This is a genomic window from Streptomyces sp. NBC_00572 (assembly GCF_026341815.1).
Classification (GTDB): domain Bacteria; phylum Actinomycetota; class Actinomycetes; order Streptomycetales; family Streptomycetaceae; genus Streptomyces.
Genome location: NZ_JAPENX010000001.1, coordinates 6,867,722 through 6,884,375, shown reverse-complemented (window position 1 = coordinate 6,884,375; position 16,654 = coordinate 6,867,722). Strand labels below are relative to the sequence as shown.

18 protein-coding genes are annotated in these 16,654 nt (G+C 72.3%); 9 read left to right on the top strand and 9 right to left on the bottom strand.

Going from position 1 to position 16,654, the window contains the following annotated elements; all coding sequences use genetic code 11:
* Nucleotides 1–114: 114 nt before the first annotated feature.
* Together OG514_RS31025 and OG514_RS31020 are read left to right on the top strand one after the other, a co-directional pair.
* Nucleotides 115–1,743 (top strand): PHB depolymerase family esterase, encoded by a 1,629-nt coding sequence (locus OG514_RS31025; protein WP_266900385.1) that lies wholly within the window; start codon nucleotides 115–117, stop codon nucleotides 1,741–1,743.
* 488 nt (nucleotides 1,744–2,231) lie between these two features.
* Nucleotides 2,232–2,429 carry a hypothetical protein gene (locus tag OG514_RS31020; RefSeq protein WP_266900383.1) on the top strand — a complete coding sequence of 66 codons (198 nt, stop codon included), beginning with the start codon at nucleotides 2,232–2,234 and terminating at the stop codon, nucleotides 2,427–2,429.
* A gap of 12 nt (nucleotides 2,430–2,441) precedes the next feature.
* On the opposite strand, the gene OG514_RS31015 is transcribed toward OG514_RS31020, so the two are convergent.
* Nucleotides 2,442–3,794: an Ig-like domain-containing protein gene (locus OG514_RS31015; protein ID WP_266900381.1), complete on the bottom strand. Its 1,353-nt coding sequence runs from the start codon at nucleotides 3,792–3,794 to the stop codon at nucleotides 2,442–2,444.
* Between the two features lie 234 nt (nucleotides 3,795–4,028).
* Nucleotides 4,029–4,514 carry an SRPBCC family protein gene (locus OG514_RS31010; RefSeq protein ID WP_266900379.1) on the bottom strand — a complete coding sequence of 162 codons (486 nt, stop codon included), beginning with the start codon at nucleotides 4,512–4,514 and terminating at the stop codon, nucleotides 4,029–4,031.
* Nucleotides 4,515–4,659: 145 nt separating this feature from the next.
* On the opposite strand from OG514_RS31010, the gene OG514_RS31005 reads away from it, so the two are divergent.
* Together OG514_RS31005 and OG514_RS31000 are read left to right on the top strand one after the other, a co-directional pair.
* On the top strand, nucleotides 4,660–5,262 hold the full coding sequence (locus OG514_RS31005) for a PadR family transcriptional regulator (RefSeq protein ID WP_266900377.1): 603 nt from the start codon (nucleotides 4,660–4,662) through the stop codon (nucleotides 5,260–5,262).
* Between the two features lie 142 nt (nucleotides 5,263–5,404).
* On the top strand, nucleotides 5,405–5,854 hold the full coding sequence (locus OG514_RS31000; protein ID WP_266900375.1) for a peroxiredoxin: 450 nt from the start codon (nucleotides 5,405–5,407) through the stop codon (nucleotides 5,852–5,854).
* A 36-nt stretch (nucleotides 5,855–5,890) separates the two neighbouring features.
* Here OG514_RS31000 and OG514_RS30995 read toward each other — a convergent pair whose 3' ends face one another.
* Nucleotides 5,891–5,989, bottom strand: coding sequence for an SHOCT domain-containing protein (locus tag OG514_RS30995; protein WP_266900373.1), 99 nt, complete (start codon nucleotides 5,987–5,989; stop codon nucleotides 5,891–5,893).
* 512 nt (nucleotides 5,990–6,501) lie between these two features.
* On the opposite strand from OG514_RS30995, the gene OG514_RS30990 reads away from it, so the two are divergent.
* The 5 genes from OG514_RS30990 to OG514_RS30970 all read left to right on the top strand — a co-directional run bounded on the left by OG514_RS30990 (nucleotide 6,502) and on the right by OG514_RS30970 (nucleotide 10,553).
* Nucleotides 6,502–6,903 (top strand): SHOCT domain-containing protein, encoded by a 402-nt coding sequence (locus OG514_RS30990; RefSeq protein WP_266900371.1) that lies wholly within the window; start codon nucleotides 6,502–6,504, stop codon nucleotides 6,901–6,903.
* Nucleotides 6,904–6,940: 37 nt separating this feature from the next.
* On the top strand, nucleotides 6,941–7,867 hold the full coding sequence (locus OG514_RS30985; RefSeq protein ID WP_266900369.1) for a hypothetical protein: 927 nt from the start codon (nucleotides 6,941–6,943) through the stop codon (nucleotides 7,865–7,867).
* Nucleotides 7,868–7,965: 98 nt separating this feature from the next.
* On the top strand, nucleotides 7,966–8,409 hold the full coding sequence (locus OG514_RS30980) for an Rrf2 family transcriptional regulator (RefSeq protein WP_266900367.1): 444 nt from the start codon (nucleotides 7,966–7,968) through the stop codon (nucleotides 8,407–8,409).
* A 70-nt stretch (nucleotides 8,410–8,479) separates the two neighbouring features.
* Nucleotides 8,480–9,667, top strand: a complete 1,188-nt coding sequence (locus OG514_RS30975) for a globin domain-containing protein (protein ID WP_266900365.1) — start codon at nucleotides 8,480–8,482, stop codon at nucleotides 9,665–9,667.
* Between the two features lie 121 nt (nucleotides 9,668–9,788).
* Nucleotides 9,789–10,553 (top strand): rod shape-determining protein, encoded by a 765-nt coding sequence (locus OG514_RS30970; protein ID WP_266900363.1) that lies wholly within the window; start codon nucleotides 9,789–9,791, stop codon nucleotides 10,551–10,553.
* Nucleotides 10,554–10,661: 108 nt separating this feature from the next.
* On the opposite strand, the gene OG514_RS30965 is transcribed toward OG514_RS30970, so the two are convergent.
* The 6 genes from OG514_RS30965 to OG514_RS30940 all read right to left on the bottom strand — a co-directional run bounded on the left by OG514_RS30965 (nucleotide 10,662) and on the right by OG514_RS30940 (nucleotide 16,507).
* Entirely contained in the window at nucleotides 10,662–11,033 is a 372-nt protein-coding gene (locus OG514_RS30965) for a peptidase inhibitor family I36 protein (RefSeq protein WP_266900361.1), read from the bottom strand.
* A complete protein-coding gene (locus OG514_RS30960) occupies nucleotides 11,030–11,752 on the bottom strand; it encodes a hypothetical protein (RefSeq protein WP_266900359.1) in 723 nt (240 codons plus the stop codon). The genes OG514_RS30965 and OG514_RS30960 overlap by 4 nt, the downstream gene beginning before the upstream one ends.
* 377 nt (nucleotides 11,753–12,129) lie before the next feature.
* Entirely contained in the window at nucleotides 12,130–12,915 is a 786-nt protein-coding gene (locus tag OG514_RS30955; protein WP_266900357.1) for a polysaccharide deacetylase family protein, read from the bottom strand.
* Between the two features lie 274 nt (nucleotides 12,916–13,189).
* Nucleotides 13,190–13,567: a hypothetical protein gene (locus tag OG514_RS30950; RefSeq protein ID WP_266900355.1), complete on the bottom strand. Its 378-nt coding sequence runs from the start codon at nucleotides 13,565–13,567 to the stop codon at nucleotides 13,190–13,192.
* A gap of 117 nt (nucleotides 13,568–13,684) precedes the next feature.
* Nucleotides 13,685–15,232, bottom strand: a complete 1,548-nt coding sequence (locus OG514_RS30945; protein WP_266900353.1) for an ATP-dependent DNA ligase — start codon at nucleotides 15,230–15,232, stop codon at nucleotides 13,685–13,687.
* Nucleotides 15,233–15,277: 45 nt separating this feature from the next.
* Complete coding sequence (locus OG514_RS30940) at nucleotides 15,278–16,507, bottom strand: DUF6397 family protein (RefSeq protein WP_266900351.1); 1,230 nt, start codon at nucleotides 16,505–16,507, stop codon at nucleotides 15,278–15,280.
* Between the last annotated feature and the right edge of the window lie 147 nt (nucleotides 16,508–16,654).

Genomic DNA, 16,654 nt, shown 5'->3' with positions numbered 1-16,654 from the left:
GCCGCCATACCGGGCGGGCCGGATTGTGGCGTCCTCGCCCATGGAGGAGGGCCCAGGAACGCCCATAGCCTCCCGGCCGAACCTCCGTCAGGAACAAGCCATCCGGGAGATCCCATGCGTTCACCCCGCCCCACCTCTTCACCCCGTCCCGCCCGTCGCCGCAGGCCACGCCGGTTCGCGGCGCTGCTGCTGGGCGTCGCCGCGACCCTGTTTCCCACCGCGGTCCCCGCCGGGGCCGCCGCTCCCCCGCCCGTACCCGGCACGCTCCAGGGGTACGACATCGGCTCCGTGTTCAGCGCGGGTGTGTCGTCCGGCGGCTACATGGCCACCCAGCTGCACGTCGCGTACTCGGGTACGTTCGAGGGCTCGGCGGCCTTCGCCTCGGGGCCGTACGACTGCGCGCGCGGCCTGCTCGCGACAGCGCTCAACGCCTGCATGGACACGACGCAGAACCTTCAGCTCGCCGCCCTGGAGCAGGCCACCCGCGACCGGTCCGCGCAGGGCCAGGTCGACCCGGTGGAGAACCTGTCCGGTGACCCGGTGTACGTGTTCAGCGGCTCGGGTGACTCGACGGTGAAGCGGCCGGTGGCGGACGCGCTCGCCGACTACTACGGCCGCTTCGGCGCGCGGGTCCAGTACAACCGGTCGACGGCGGCGGGACACGCCTGGATCACTCCGCTCGGCCCCAACTCCTGCACGGTGACGCAGACTCCGTTCCTCAACAACTGCGGAATCGACGCGGAAGGGGCGCTGCTCGGGCATCTCTTCGGGTCGGTCGCCGCGCCGGGTTCCGGCACGGGCGGCTCACTGATCCGCTTCGACCAGAACACGTACGCGCCGGGCGGCTCGGCGGCCGCGCTCTCGATGGGCGCCGAGGGCTTCGCGTACGTCCCGGCGTCCTGTGCGCAGGGAGCGCGCTGCAAGCTGCTCGTGGCACTGCACGGCTGCAAGCAGGGGTACGCGTACCAGGGGTTCGGGACCCGGTTCGTCGAGAACGCGTACCTGAACGAGTACGCCGACACCAACGACATGATCGTGCTGTATCCGCAGGCGGCACCGACCGCGACCCTGGAGAACCCGAACGGCTGCTGGAACTGGTGGGGCTACCTCGGTGACACGGCCTACGCCCGGCACGGCGGGAAGCAGATCGAGGCGATCATGGGCATGGTGCGGGCGCTGCGCGGCACGGGGACTCCGCCGCCCACCGGCGATCGGACGGTCCTGTCGAGCACGGACGCCGAGGACGGGTACGTGAAGGCGGCCGCGGACGGTTCCGGGGCGGCGGTCGGCACGCTGGAGGACGTGTACGGGCTGGCGCTCGGCCGGGGCACGGACGGCAAGGTGAACCGGTCGGTCGTCTCCTTCGACACCTCGCGGATTCCGGCCGGCAAGGAGATCACCCGGGCCTGGCTGACCGTCACCCGGTCCAGCGGCTCGGGCGATCCCTGGGCCTCGCCGACGGGCAACCGGCTCCTGGTGGACCTGCGCACGGGCTGCTTCGGCGGGTGCGCGGTCGAGCCCGGTGACTGGTCGGCGGCGGCGTCGGTGGCGGGCGCGGCGCGGATCGACGCGTTCTCATCCGGGAGCGCGGTGTCGACGGACCTGTCGGTGGAGGCGCTCGCGGCGCTGAACCGGGGCGGGGTCACACAGTTCCGGCTCGGGTTCGCGTCGGCGCCGACCGCCACCGCGTATCTCTTCGTGAACCAGGCGGCGCCGGTGACACTGACGGTCGAGTACCGGTAGTCGGGCACGTCTGCCCGGCTGCTTCGCCGGCCGGGCAGTTCGGAGGCCGGGGCGCGGCAGGTGCGTGGAACGCTGCCGGGTACGCGTCCCACCGCGCTGCCACTTTTTCCGAATGCGCCTTTTGCCCCATGCCGATGTGCGTGCCCTCGCCCGCACGGCGGCCACCCTGCGGGCACGGCGGCGCGGCAGGGACACCCTCACCCTGCCGGAGGCGGAGGACGCGGGCCCGGAGCGGCCGCGGGACCTGGCCGCGCTGCTCTGCGAGCTCGGCGCCGCTCTGCTCCGGGCCGCGGAGCAGACGTCCGAGGTGGAGCGGGTGCTGCACGACGTGGCCGCTCGCTACGGGATGCGCGTGCGGTCCTTCGTGGCGCCCACGGGGCTCTTCGTCCGGGTCGGCGGCGGCCCCGACGGCCGGGGCGGCGAACTGGACTTCGCCCCGGTCGAAGGGCCCGACCTGCGGCGCGACCAGGTGGATCTCGGAGATCATCGTGGAGGGCGACACCGGCGGCGGCCTGGACAACCTGGTGAGCACGGTGATCACCGTGGCGGCGATCGCCCTGGGCGTCCTGGTGGGCGCCGGGCTCCAGTGGCGCTCCCGGTTGAGCATCAGCGAGCCCGCGCCTGCGGCGGCCCCCACCGCGCCGGACCCGGCGGCGGGCGCGGCGGAGTCGGCGGCGGGCCGTTGAGACGCCCCGGGTTCACAATGCGGGGCGAAGGGCGACCGCGCCCGTTCCGGGACGGGGGCGGGTGGCGCTCGGGTCGAAGGCGCTCCCCCGGCGCCACTCGGGCCAGCTCAGGTTCCAGTCGCCGAAGCCGTTGTCGAAGGGGGTCATGGGTGCGCCGTATCCGTTGATCACCCGGACGAGGTCCCCTTCGCGGACGGTGCCGAACAGCCAGGCTGCGTCCTCAGGGCTCATGCCGGTGCAGCCGTGGCTGACGTTCTCGCTGCCCTGGGCGTCGAGCGACCAAGGAGCGGCGTGCAGGTACTCGCCGCTCCAGGTCACCCGGGTGGCCCAACGGACCTTGAGGTCGAAGTAGTCGTCGCTGCCGCGGGCGATGCCGATGGAGTCCCCGCGCATCCGGACGAGCGGCTCCTTGCCGAGGACGACCTTGGTGCCGCCCCGGGTGCGATATCCGGCCTTGCCGGTGGTGACCGGGAAGGTGCGCAGCGGCAGTCCGTCGCGGTACACGGTCATCCGAAGGGCGGCGACGTCGGTGACGGCTTCGATCCGGGCCCCGGTGGTGAAGGTGACGGGCCGTGAGCGGCCGCCGTAGAGGCCGCCCGCGACCCGGGCCCCGTCGAGGCCGCTGCGCACCCGGACCGTGGCGTGGCTGGGCCAGTAGCTGCGGGGGCGGTAGTGGAGGGTGTCGGAGTCGACCCAGTACCAGGCGCCTTCGGCACGGGGTTCGGCCCGCACCTGGAGGGCGCGCTCGACGGCCCGGCGGGCGTCGGGGTCGTCCGCCGGTACGGGGTGGCTGAGTTCGGCGGTGACCGGCTGCCCAACGCCGTACGTGCCGCCGTCGTCCGGGCCGAAGGTGACGGTGAGCCGTTCCCCGGCGGGGGCGGCGGCCGTACGGAAGTCCAGGCGGGCGCGGTGGCGGGCGGACCCTTCGGCCCCGGCCCGCTCGACGACGAGACGGGCGGCGTACCGGGCTCCCGCCGGCAGCGGCGCGACACTCGTCCACCGTGTGCCGTCGACGCTCGGCGTCCCGGCGACACGACGGCCTCGCTGGTCGGTGACGGTGACGTCGGCGAGCACTCCGGGCGTGCGCAGCGCGAGTTCCACGGGCCCGGACGCCTGGGTGCCGAGCGTGAACGGGTGACCGGTGAGGACTCGCGTGCCGCTGAGCACGACGGTGTGGCGTGGTGCGGAGCACAGGCCGGCGCCGGCGACCGGGCAGCCGTCCAGCGAGACGACGGCGGTGGGTTCCGGGGCCGAGGTGGTTCTCGCGTCCGGCCCGGCGGGCGACTGGGCAGCCGTACTGACGAGGACGGCTCCGACGGCCAGGGGGAGCGCTCCCCACCCCCGTACGTATCTGCGGGACGACACGTCCGACACACCCTCCCCTTTCCGACGACGATGACGATGACGCCGGCAGGTGGTGCCGACCGCAGCATCAAAGCGGATGAAAGGAGAAAAAGATGATCAAAAGACTGGGCGTGGCGGCGGAGTGGCGGTCGAGACGACTCGAATGGGCCAAGCGGGGCGGCTGCGGGCCGAGTGCGGCGGCGGGAGTGGGGGTGGACGTGGAGGTGGGGTGAGCGGGCCGATACGGACCGGGAGTCAGCGGGGCGGCTCCGGCAGCTCCTCACCCGTCTCCAGAAGGGACTTGAGACTGGAGATCAGCGCGGGCCAGCCCTCGCCGATCATGCCCTTCATCAGGCCGTCGGAGGCCAGGTCGCCGTGGGTGACCGTGAGTTTGACCATGTCGCCGGAGGGTTCGATCACGAAGGTCGCCTTGGAGCGGGGCTCCCGGGCGAGGCGCTCGTAGACGTCCTGCTCAAGACGTACGGCCTCCGCCCAGGCGGGTGTGAAGGTATGCCAGGTGTACGAGAGGAGGCGACCGGGCTCGGCCTCCAGGACGACCTGCTCGGGGTCTTCGGTCCGACGCCCTTCCTCGTCCCAGACCATGGGGGCACCGGGGGTCCACTCGCTCTCGAAGGCCACGCCCCAGTACCGGCGGGTGAAGGCCGGGTCGGTGAGCGCCTTCCAGAGCTCGTCGGGGGTGGTCCGAATATAGGTGGTGTAGACAAACGTATGGCTGTCCATCGCGCTGCCCCTCGGATCTGCCGTCCCCTCCCTCCAGCCTAGGCAGGCGCCGGACGGACGTGCCAGCGTAGGGCCCCCGTCCGGCCCGGATCGCCGGTTGAATAGGTGCGGAGGAAACTATTCAACGTGCTGCTAGCGTGTCCTGATGTCGCTCAAGCACGCCGTCCTCGCAGCTCTCCTGGAGGGCGAGGCATCCGGATACGACCTGGCCAAGATCTTCGACGTGTCCGTCGCCAACTTCTGGGCCGCCACCCCGCAGCAGCTCTACCGCGAGCTGGACAAGCTCGCCGAGGCCGGCCTGATCACGGCGCGCGTGGTGGAGCAGGAACGCCGCCCCAACAAGCGGATGTTCAGCCTGACGGAGCCCGGAATGCTGGATCTGACCGCGTACACGTCGACACCGCCGCGCCCCAGCGCCGTGCGGGACGAACTGATGGTCCAGGTCCAGGCCTGCGACGAGGGCGACACGGCGGCCGTCCGTGGGTTCGTGGCCCAGCGGATGGAGACGGCTCGGGCGAAGCTGGCGCGCTACGACCGGCTGCGGGAGTGGATGCTCGCCGGGCGGGACGAGGAGAAGTACCTCGACGAGGCGGAGCGGGTCGGCCCGTACCTCACGCTGATGCGCGGCCGGTTCTTCGAGGAGGAGAACCTGCGCTGGGGCGAGCGGGCCCTCGCAGTGCTCGACCGGCGCGCCACGGCACGCGGCGGGAAGGCGGAGGCCGGCGCCGCCGCGGCACACCAGGGCTGACAGTCCCTGGAGTGATGGCGATTACCGGGAGGGTGACGGGTGCCAGGAGGGGTGACGGCGAGTTCTACTCTGGGGTAACGTCACCCGCCGGCCACCGGACGCGCCGGTGGCGGACCACGTACGGATCGAGGACGGGCCTCAAATGAACGTCGGTGACCTCGTCGAGGACTTCAGCCTTCCGGACGAGACGGGCGCCTCGCGCTCCCTGACCGGCCTGCTGGCCGAGGGTCCGGTCGTCCTCTTCTTCTACCCTGCGGCACTCACCCCCGGCTGCACCGCCGAGGCCTGCCACTTCCGTGATCTCGCGGCCGAGTTCCGCGCCGTCGGCGCGCTGCCCGTCGGGATCAGCACGGACCCGGTGGAACGGCAGCAGGAGTTCGCCGAGCGGCACTCGCTCGGCTACCCCCTGCTGTCCGACCCGGACGGTGCCGTACGCGAACGGTTCGGCGTGAAGCGCGGATTCTCGCTCGCGCCGACCAAGCGGGTCACGTTCGTGATCGGGCAGGACCGGCGGATACGTGAGGTCGTGCGCAGCGAACTGCGCATGAGCGCCCACGCCGACCGTGCGCTCGCGGCCCTGCGCCGTCCCTGAACACGACCGTCCCTCCTCGGAACGGCCGAGGTTCCTTCAGGCGCCGAGGATCTTGGCCTTGGCAGCCGCGAACTCCTCGGGGGTGAGCAGTCCTTGCTGGGCGAGTTCGCCCAGCCGGACGAGCTGGTCGGTCACCGATGGCGCGCTGGGCGCCGGTGGCGCGGCGGCGGCCAGGGGCTGCTGCCCCGGCGGGCCGGATGACGGGCCGGCCGAGCGGACGGCGTCTCATGAACATCGTCGGCTCCTTACTGCTGAGGCGGCGGCCACGGCCTCGCGGTAGGCGTCCCTCGCCTTCGGACGTGGACACCTCACCGTTGACGGACCTGACCACCACGAGCGAGTCGATCAGGGCGCACCGGGCCCGCTCTGCGCAGGTCCGCGACGGCTGACACCGCCGCCACTTTCAGCCGCCCCCCGGGGAGGCGAGCACGACACATTCCACCGGCCCCATGGCGCTCCGTTCCTCGCGTCCATACACGGCTCCGCGTGTGGTCGTCGGTGCCGCACGCGGTCCGCGGCCACCATCCGAACACGGCGGCCGGTGGCCCGCATGTGGAGCGGCCACGACGTGCGGGGGCCCGCGTGCTGGGTGAGACTCACTGAAACGCCAGGCCTCTCCCGCCGGCGTGGGAACGGAGTGTGCAGGAATGGACGACTACCCCCTCCTCAACCTCTTCTGGACCATGCTGTGGTTCTTCGTCTGGATCATGTGGCTGTTCCTGCTCTTCAAGGTGGTCACCGACATCTTCCGCGACCACGATCTGAACGGCTGGGCCAAGGCCGGCTGGCTGATCTTCTGCATCGTCCTCCCGTATCTCGGCGTGCTCGTCTACGTCATCGCCCGGGGCAAGAGCATGAGTCAGCGTGACGTCAAACAGGCCAAGGAGAGTGAGGCCGCCTTCCAGAGCTACATCCGCGAGGCCGCCGGAACGCAGGAGGGCGGTGGCGGCAGCGCCGCCGCCGAGCTGGCCCGGCTCGCGGAGCTCAAGGACAAGGGCGCGATCACACCAGAGGAGTTCCAGCAGGCGAAGGCCAAGGTCCTGGCCTGAGGCCCAGGAGGAGCATGAGGAGAAGGCGCACCCGGACGTGCGGAAGAGGACGCGGGCGGCTCCGGCCGCCGGGCTCGCCGGTTCCCTCCTGAAGGAGGTCCTGGCGGAACCCGGCAGGCTTCCGGAGTCGCTCGCGTCCTTCGCCTTGCGCCATCTGGGCCCGGGAGCCGGTCCGGCCGTCGCCCGCCTCCGCGAGGCCCACCCCGAGGCCGACGCGGCCGCCCTCCGGACCCTGGTCGTCGCCCGTGGACGACGGTCGGTGACGGCTGAGGGCGCCTTCGTCGGCGGCCCCTTCCTGCTGCTCATCCCCGTGGCCTTCTGCGGCGCGCTCCTCACCCAGGTGCGCACGGTGCTCGAGATCGCCGCCGTCGACGGGTGGGACTCCGCGGACCCGCAACGCGCTGCCGAACTCCTCGTTCTGCAAGGGGTGTACGGGGACACCGAGACCGCCCGGGCCGCGCTCGACCCGGCCGGTACCCGGCCCGGTACCGGCGGCGACCGGGGGCGCGTGGCAGCACTCCTGGACCTGATCACCCGGATGGCGCGGCTCCTCGGCCTTGTCACGCCGGACGACAGGGCGGGCCGTTGGGTCCGTATCGGCAGGTGGGCACTCCTCGGCGCCGTGTTCCTGGTCGGCCTGGTGGCGCCACTGGTCTGGCTCCCCTACATGGCCGCCGGGTACTACCGCAGCACCACACGGCTGACCGACCGCGCCACCGTCTTCTACGTCGGCTCCCCCGACCCACGCTCCCCGCGCGGTGTTCGGCTCGACCCGGTCATGGCACGCGCGGGGCTGCGCGCGGTCGGTTCCATTCTGTTGCCGACGGTCGCCATCTTCCTGGTGGTCGTCACGGACATCCGCATCGCGGGCGGGCGGTGGCCGGTCCTGGGGATCGTCCTCACCAGCAGCTGCCTGGTCTCGGGCGGCTGGTGGCTCTGGCGGCACCACAAACGACGCTCCTGATACGCGGACCGGGACCCTTATGCGTGCGCCGGCACCCTCAAGACGCACACCGGGACCCTTAATACGTATGCCGGATACCGCTTTGATACGGTCATGGCGTGAGGCTGACGAAGTTCACCGACCTGGCGCTCCGTGCCGTGATGCGCCTGGCGGTCACCGCTCCGGAGGAGTCCGTCACCACCCGCGAGGTGGCGGAGTCGATGGACGTGCCCTACGCCCACATGGCGAAGGTAGTCACCCGGCTGCAGCACCTCGGCGTGGTCGAGGCGCGGCGGGGCCGCGGCGGCGGGCTGGCCCTGACGGAACGGGGCCGGCGCTCCTCGGTGGGCTGGCTGGCCCGCACCCTGGAGGGCGAGGAGGAGGTCGTCGCCTGCGAGGGCGATCCCCCCTGCCCGCTGCGCAGCGCATGCCGGCTGCGCGGGGCGCTGCGAGAGGCGCAGGAGGCCTTCTACCGCGCCCTTGATCCGCTGACCGTGGCGGAGCTGGTGGAATCGCCGACCGGACCGCTGCTCCTCTCACTCAGCCCTCGCCCCACCCTCTGAGCCGTGCACGCCCTCGGGCGCTCACGCTCACCGTTAAATACGTAGATCATCTACCAGATTGCGAGTTCTCATGCTGTCCGAGCAGGCCGTCCCCGTCGTCCGTGCCACCCTGCCCGCCGTCGGCGGGGCGCTCGACCTGATCACCGAGCGGTTCTACGGGCGTCTCTTCGCCACCCATCCCGAGCTTCTGCGCGACCTGTTCAACCGGGGCAACCAGGCCGGCGGTGAGCAGCGGCAGGCGCTCGCGGGCTCCATAGCCGCGTTCGCCGTCGCCCTGGTCGAGAAGCCGGACACCCGTCCGGACGTGATGCTGTCGCGCATCGCGCACAAGCACGCCTCCCTCGGAGTCACTTCCGCACAGTACAAGACCGTGCACGAGCACCTCTTCGCGGCGATCGTCGAGATCCTCGGCGAGGCGGTGAACCCCGAGGTCGCCCGGGCCTGGGACGAGGTGTACTGGCTGATGGCGAACGCGCTGATCGCGGTGGAGTCGCGGCTCTACCAGGAGGCGGGGGTGGCCGAGGGCCAGGTCTGGCGGTCGATGGAGATCGCCGAGCGGCGCGAGGAGACGGCCGACACGGTCTCCTTCGTCCTGCGTCACGCCGACGGGAGCCCCACCTCCGCGTTCCGGCCGGGCCAGTACGTGAGCGTCCAGGTCCCCCTGCCCGACGGCGCCCGGCAGATCCGCCAGTACAGCCTCTCCGCGGCTCCCGGACGCCCCCAGTGGCGGATCACCGTCAAGCGGGTGGACGGCGACCCGGCCGGCGAGGTCTCCTCCTGGCTGCACGCCCACGCGCGCGTGGGCGACACGCTGGAGGTCTCCGCCCCGTTCGGCGACCTGGTCCTGCCCGAGGGCGAGAGCCCGCTGCTGCTCGCCTCCGCCGGGATCGGCAGCACCCCGATGCTGGCGATGCTCGATCACCTGGCGGCCACCGGATCGACGCGGCCGGTCATGGTCCTCCACGCCGACCGCACCCCGGCCTCCCACGCGCACGCCGCAGAGCTCCGGCACCTCGTGGACTCGCTGCCGCAGGGAACGCTGCACCTCTGGTACGAGGAGCCGGGCGACTCCGGAGCCGGAGCAGGCCGCGCGGACATCACCGCACTGGACCTGCCGGCCGGTGTCACCGCGTACCTGTGCGGGCCACTGCCCTTCCTCCGCTCGGTCCGCGGCGAACTCGTCGGCCGGGGCGTCGCCGCCGCCGACATCCACTACGAAGTGTTCGGCCCCGACCTGTGGCTGGGCGCTGAGAACTGACCACGTCTCACCCAAGCCCCTTCGATCCATAAGCTCCATAGCGCTCCCGGCACGGATACTGCATAGTGAGGTGCCATATCAGCCTCGCAATCAGCGGGTTCGCAGGGAATGGACGGAAGCGATGGGCTCGTTCGGATCAGCAGGCGGCGGCCGGGGCACGGGGCGGCCCGTGCGCGGGATCGCCCTCGACATCGGCAGCTCCAGGACCCGGGCCTGGGCTCCGGGGGCGGGCGTCTTCGCGGACGTGCCGAGCGGTCCGGTGCGGCGCGGTCGCGTGACCGACGCGGCCTCCCAGCTCCGCCTGCTCCAGCGCCTCGCCGCCTCCGCCCCCGGCGACGACGGGTACGAGACGGTCGTCATGCTGACCCATCCCGTACTCGCCGCTCCCGAGGAGCGGGCGGCGGCACGACGGGTCGTGGACGCGCTCGGTCCGGCGCGGGTCATCTCCGTGGACAGCGCCCGCGCCGCGGCCGCCCACGCGGCGCCGCCCGGCGGCGGCCCGCTGCTGGTGGTCGACCTCGGGGCGCAGCTGACCGAGGTCACGCTGGTCGTGGACGGCCTCGTCCAGGACGCCCGGCTGGCCGAGGTGGGCGTCGACGACCTGCCGGAGTCGGGCAGCGTGCCGGACGCGGTCGCCTGGACGGCCGCAGACATGGTGAGCGACCTGTGGCGGCACGACCCCACCGGCGCCGTACGCGGGGCGCTGCGCCGCGGGGTCCTGGTGACCGGCGGCGGCGCGCTGCGGCTCGACGTGACCGGCTGCCTCGCCCACCTCCTCCGCGCCCGCATCCGCCTGGCGAACGACCCGTCGACCAGCGTCGTCCGCGGCGCCGGCCTGATGCTCGCCTCCGCCCTCCGCCACCCCGCCCGTCTCCCCGCGCGGTGAGCGGGGTCGACCCGGCCCGGCGGAGCACAAAGGACGGGCGGAGGGCAGACGACGGCCGGAGGGCGGAAAGGCCGCGGCGCGTGAAGTGAGGGATGGGCGTGCCGTGGGTCAGCAGCCCATGGACCAGATGTGGGAGTCACCGCGGTCGTTCGCCGCGCCGTTGTAGCCGACCTCCTGGCCCGGGGCGAGACAGATGGTCATGCTGCCGCCCTGCCAGGCGCTCTCGTAGACCTTGACGTGGTCCTTGATGCCGGGTCCCGAGATGCCGTGGTTGGCCCAGGAGGAGTCGGTGTCGGAGATCCAGCTCTCCCACCAGCCGTCATCGCCGCTCCAGTTGGCGCGCTGGCCACCGAAGTTGGAGTCCTGCCAGACGCAGAACTCACCACTGGGGCATTCGGCCGCCACGGCGGAGGTGGCGAGGCCGAGGCCGGCGGTGGCGGCGAACAGGGCCGCGGCGGTGGTGACGAGAAGTCGCTTCACGAGAGGGTGGTGCCTTTCTGCGGGTGGGTGGGCGCGGGCAGTTCGACTGCCCGCCGCAGTGCGCGGTCGCGCAGCTGCCGGTACGTGGTGAGCTCGCCCCGGCGCAGGGCACGCACCGTGACCAGCTCGGCCGCCTCCAGCCGGGCGCGGACCTCGTCGAGTCCGCTCTCGCGGGAGCAGCGGGTGGCGACCGCCGGATCGGGACGGTCGGGGCGGGGGCTGCCCGGTGGGGTCACGCACCGGGTCCATCGGGCGAGTGCCGCGCGATGGGTGGGGTCGGCGCGCATCCGGGCCTGGGCCTCGGCCCGGAGGTTGTCGACGACGACCTGGGCCCGGAACCAGCTGCGCTGGTCGCCATAGAGCCGCTGTCTGGCACCGGCGAGGCAGCCGTCCTCGTGGGCGGTGACGGTGGCGCCCGTGGCGAGGGTGACGGAGAGTTCCCGGGGACCGGCGCCGAAGAGCGCCGCCTGGAGCGTCCGCTCCTCGTCCGGGGCGCGGGGCCTGGACGTCAGCGAGAGTCCCTGGCCGTTGAGGCAGTCCACGACGAGCCGGTGCTCGGCGGCCGTGAGGAGCGCGTCCTGAGCCGCCTTGCCGGAGGGAACGCCGGGGGACACGGACGCTCCGGGCCCGACGGCGGTGCAGCCGGACAGCAGAAGTGCGGCGGCCGCGGCCAGGAAGGCACGGCGGGTGCGGCGGGCGCGCGCGGTGGTACAGAGCATGGGGTCCCCCTTCGATCGTCCCTGGTGGGAGCGGCCGACGAGTGATCGACTCGGCGACTCGGGATGATCACTGCCCGAGTGCGGAGCCACCATGCCGGAGCTCACTCGAACGGGTCGAACGCGCCGGGGTGCGCGCCTCTCGGGCGCCGTCGCTGTGCCGTGCGGAAGAGTGACCGAGAACGACAGAGCCCCGGTTGGACGGGGGATTCCAACCGGGGCCGATCGCCGTGACGCGAAAGGCGGTCACCTCAGGGGGGGACCTTGGGGACCGGGCCCCTTCGCAGTCACATACGTAGGAACGGTAAACCATCCCCGAATGTTCCAAGCATTCCCGTGTGGGCGATGTGAGTCACCTCACCCGTTTTCGACAGGTCTCGTCAGTCCTTCTCGGGGCGGTAGACGGAGCCCGGCTCGGCCTTCCCGGGGGCGAGGAGCTCCGGCACGGTCACGAAGGTGAAGCCGCGCCGCTTGAGCTCGTCGATGATGGAGGGAACGGCCGGAACCGTGCCGTCGTAGATGTCGTGGAGCAGGATGATCCCGTCCTCGTGCGCCTGCTCCAGCACGCGCTGCCGTATGAGGGCGGAGTCGGTGGTGGAGTAGTCCTTGGCGGTGACGCTCCACAGGATCTGGGCGAGCCCGAGTTCCCGGCTGACGTCGGACACCGCCCCGTCGGTGCGACCCTGCGGCGGGCGCATCAGGGTGGGCTTGCGGCCGGTGATCTTCTCGACGGCGTCCTGGGTGCGGGACAGCTCGTCGCGGACCTCCGCCTCGTCGAGATCGGTGAGGATCCGATGGGTCCAGGTGTGGTTGGCGACCTCGTGACCCTCGTCGGCTATTCGCTTGACCACCTTCGGGTAGCGGTCGACGTGCTTGCTGCCGAGCAGGAAGAAGGTCGCGGGGACCTGCTTCTCCTTGAGGGTGTCGAGGAGCCGGGGGGTGTCCTTGCCCGGGCCCGCGTCGAAGGTGAGCGCGATGCACTTGACCTTGTCGCAGTCGACGCGACGAGCCGTGGCGCCCGCCTTGTCGTCCGTCCCGCCCTCCCCTCGGGCGTCCTGCGGAGTGACGGTGTCGACTCCGCAGCCGCCGAGCGTCAGCATCAGCGACGCCGCGGCCAGCAGGACTGTGGCCTTCCCTCCGCGTCGGCCCAGCCTGAATCGGAACATGGTGGAACCCGCTTTCCCCGGAAATGTCTTCGGTTCGGCCGGAAACCGCCTGGTCAGGGCAGCACTCACGGCCGACGAAGCACTCTACACACGGTGTATACCGGGGATGCGGGCGGGGTCTTCCAGACGGCGGGGCTCAGACAGCTGGGCCTTCAGACAGGTGGGCCTTTCAGGCAGGTAGGTCTTACGGGCGGGCGGGTCTTACGGGCAGGCGGGCACACGTGAACCCCGGACGGCGCCCGTCCGCTCCGTCCGGGGAGTTCACGCCTCCGGCTCAGCGGGAGGCGAGCAGCAGTCGGGCCTCGGTCTCCTGGTCACCGGAGACGGACTGCAGGGATTGGATGTCGAAGCCGACGGCCAGCACCTTCTCGACCTCGTCGACGGCGTGGTAGCCGCCGCTGAGCGTGGCGCCGACCGGAGAGGTCAGATGGGTGGGCCGTACCTCCTGGTGGCGTCCGCCGGCCGTGTCGAAGGTGGCCGTCCAGACGGTGGGGGAAGGTCCCGTGGTCGCCTGGGGGCTCGGGGTCTCCATGTCCTCCAGCTGGTAGACACCGTCGAGGACGCCGAAGACGGCCTGCGCGTCTTCCCGGCTGCAGTCATTGAGCTGCACGGTCACGTCGGTGTCGATGTGCAAGTCGTACACGTCGCTCATCTCCTCGCGGCCCGCCGGTCGCTGGTGGCACCCCACGCACGTCGTACCGGCGCTCGTCGTGCCACGTCTCCAGCATCCCTCGCGGAGCGCCGTCCCGCGAGGTCCGTCGTCGTCCGCTCATCGTCGCCCGACGATCCCCTCGACGGTGTCGGCCTCGGCGGCGGACTTGTCGGGACGGTGGCGCAGGACGCGGGCGAAGCGGAGGGTGACACCCGCCGGGTAGCGCGTCGATCTCTGCAGTCCGTCGTAGGCGATCTCGACGACGAGTTCGGGCCGCACCCGTACGGTGAACCCGTCGTCCTCCACGGCGAGTTCCCCGAGCCGCTCGGTCTGCCAGCGCAGCATGTCGTCGGTGAGTCCCTTGAAGGTCTTGCCGAGCATGGCGAAGCCGCCGTCCGCGGTGCGCGCGCCGAGATGCAGGTTGGAGAGGAGCCCGGTCCTGCGCCCGTGGCCCCGCTCCACGGCGAGGACGACGAGGTCGACGGTGTGGACGGGCTTCACCTTCAGCCATGTGCGCCCCCTGCGGCCGGCCACGTACGGCGCGTCCAACGCCTTGACCAGGACGCCTTCGTGCCCACGGGACAGCGTGTCGGCGTAGAACCGCTCGGCCGCCTCGACCTGCGCGGGGTCGGCGGGATCGGTCACGACGAGGCGCCGGACCCGATGGGACTCGGGGAGCAGCCGGGCGAGGACCTCGTGCCGGTCACGCCCCGGCCGGTCGATCAAGCCCTCGCCGCCGACCGCGAGGACGTCGAAGAACACGGGTGCGAGGGGAAGGGTGGCGTGCGCGCCGGCCACGTCGGCGCGTGAGCCGACCCGGGAGGCGATGGCCTGGAAGGACACCGGCCGTCCGGTGCCGGGGTCGAGCGCGATCACCTCGCCGTCCAGGATGAACGCGTCGGCCCGCACGGCGCGGGCGGTCGCGACCACTTCGGGAAGCCGGTCGGTGATCTCGTCGAGCGACCGGGTGTGGACGTGGACGTCGTCGCCGCGCCGGTGGACCTGGATGCGGATGCCGTCGAGTTTCTCCTCGACGACACAGGGCCCGAGGGCGGTGATCGCCTCGGTGACGGAGCCGGCGGTGTGCGCCAACATGGGCTGTACGGGGTTGCCGACCCGCAGGGTGAACCGGCCGAGCGCGGTCGCGCCCTCGGCGAGCACCGCCTGCGCGACCGGGGGCAGCGAGCCTTCGAGCATCACGGCCCGCCGCAGCTCCGCGGCGGGCACGGTGGCGGCCTGGGCGACGCCTTCCAGGGCGATGGCGTCGAGGGCTCCCTGGCGCACCTCCCCGGTGAGCAGCCGCAACAGGAGATGTTGTTCGTCGTCGGTGGCTGCGGCGAACAGGTCGTGGAGCAGCCGGGTCCGCTCGGCGCGAGCGCCCGCTCCGGAAACCGCCGCGAGCTCCGTCATCGCCTCGTCGACCCGCCCGAGCGTGAGGCCCGGCCGCTCGGCGGGAGGCACCGCGGGCGGAGCCACCTCCTTGAGGACGCTCCAGCCGACCCCGATCCGTCCCTGCGGAAGCCGGCCTGAGAGGTACGCGATGACGAGGGGACTCTCCTCGGGCTCGGCCTCCACGAACAGCCCGGCGAGCAGACCGATCTTGCGCGAGCGCGCGGAGGCCGCAGCGACCTCCCGGGACACCTCCGCGACACGGGCGAGCAGCATGGGCCCATCCTCCCCACACCCCGCCCACGCCGCACGCCGACACCGTCAGGGCCAGGACACCGGGCGCCGCCGTCCGGCGGACCGTCCGCCGTCGGCCACCCTCCTGCGTCGCAGCCGGTCAAGCAGCCTGGTGCGGGCCGAACGGCCCGGTGGATGATCGGTCACCGCCGACCGCCTCACCGGCACCGACACCGGCACCGGCAGCGGCAGCGACGGTGGTGTCGGAACCGAAGGCGGTGTCGGCACCGAAGGCGGTGTCGGCACCTCCGGAACAAGAGGAAGCGATAGCGGTGTCGGCACCGCCGGTGGCGTCGCGGGCCGAGGCGGCGGCGGAACCGCCTGCCGACCCCACGACACCGCGGCCCCGAGCGGCACCACCTGCGCGTGCCGCTCGGAAGGCACGCGTGGGACGGTCGGCACGGACGGTACGGGGGCCATGGTCAGCACCGGCGGTCGAGCCGGCGGCCCGGGGACCCTCACGCCGGACCATCCCCCGACCCATCCCGAATCCCCGGGATACGGCGCGGGCTGCTCGGCGCGCGCCTCGTCCAGGGCCAGAGCCAGGCTCATCCGGTGCCAGAGGATCTCGTCCGGGTCGTCGGCCCGTGTGAGCCGCTCGGCGATGTCCCGCGCCGCTGCCTGCAGCGGCATTCCCGGAGGCGGCGGCGGACGCAGCCGGTCTAGGTGGGTGCGCTCGTACGGGTCGTCGACGACCTCGGCCACCTGGACCGGGTCGAGCAGCGAGGCGATGGCGGCGGCCCGCGCCCAAGGGTCCTCCGTGGCGCGGAGCAGCACGCCGAGCCGCCTCGCCCGCCAGTTCCTCGGCCGCAGGTCCTCGTGCGCGGCGAGGCGCTCGCGCAGTTCCATGGGCAGTCGCCCGGTGAGCAGCGCGGGGCAGGTGAGGCCGAACTCGGCGACCTCTTCCGCGAGATACGTCCACACCACCGCCCGGTAGCGGTTCAGGGAGAACCGGACGGGACTGAGGTAGCCCGCCCGGGCCAGCCGGGTGAAGCGCTCCTGCGTGATCTCCAGGAGCGCCGCGGCCTCCCCGGTGCCGATCGCGTGCACCCGTTCCCGCAGGCCGGCGGGAAAGTCGGGCGCGGCCCTGAGGCGGTCGAGCTCGCACCGCTCGACCCGCCGTCGTCCGCCCTCTCCCACCGGCACCGTCCTCACCAGGCCGAGCTGGACCGCGAGCCGGAACTCGTCGCGCCCCAGTTCCAGTTCCTGCGCGGCCCGTCCCGGTGTCACCGTGCGCGCCCCTTCGTCCACCGTCATCCCGTGGCCCTCCCCCGTACGTCCGTGTTCTCTCCGTGTCGCGGATCGCTCCGACCCACCACCGAGAACGTAACGCAGAGTGACGAACCTCGCACGACCTGTGGACAACCGCCTGTGGACAACACCTCAGCACGACAGGCCGACGTA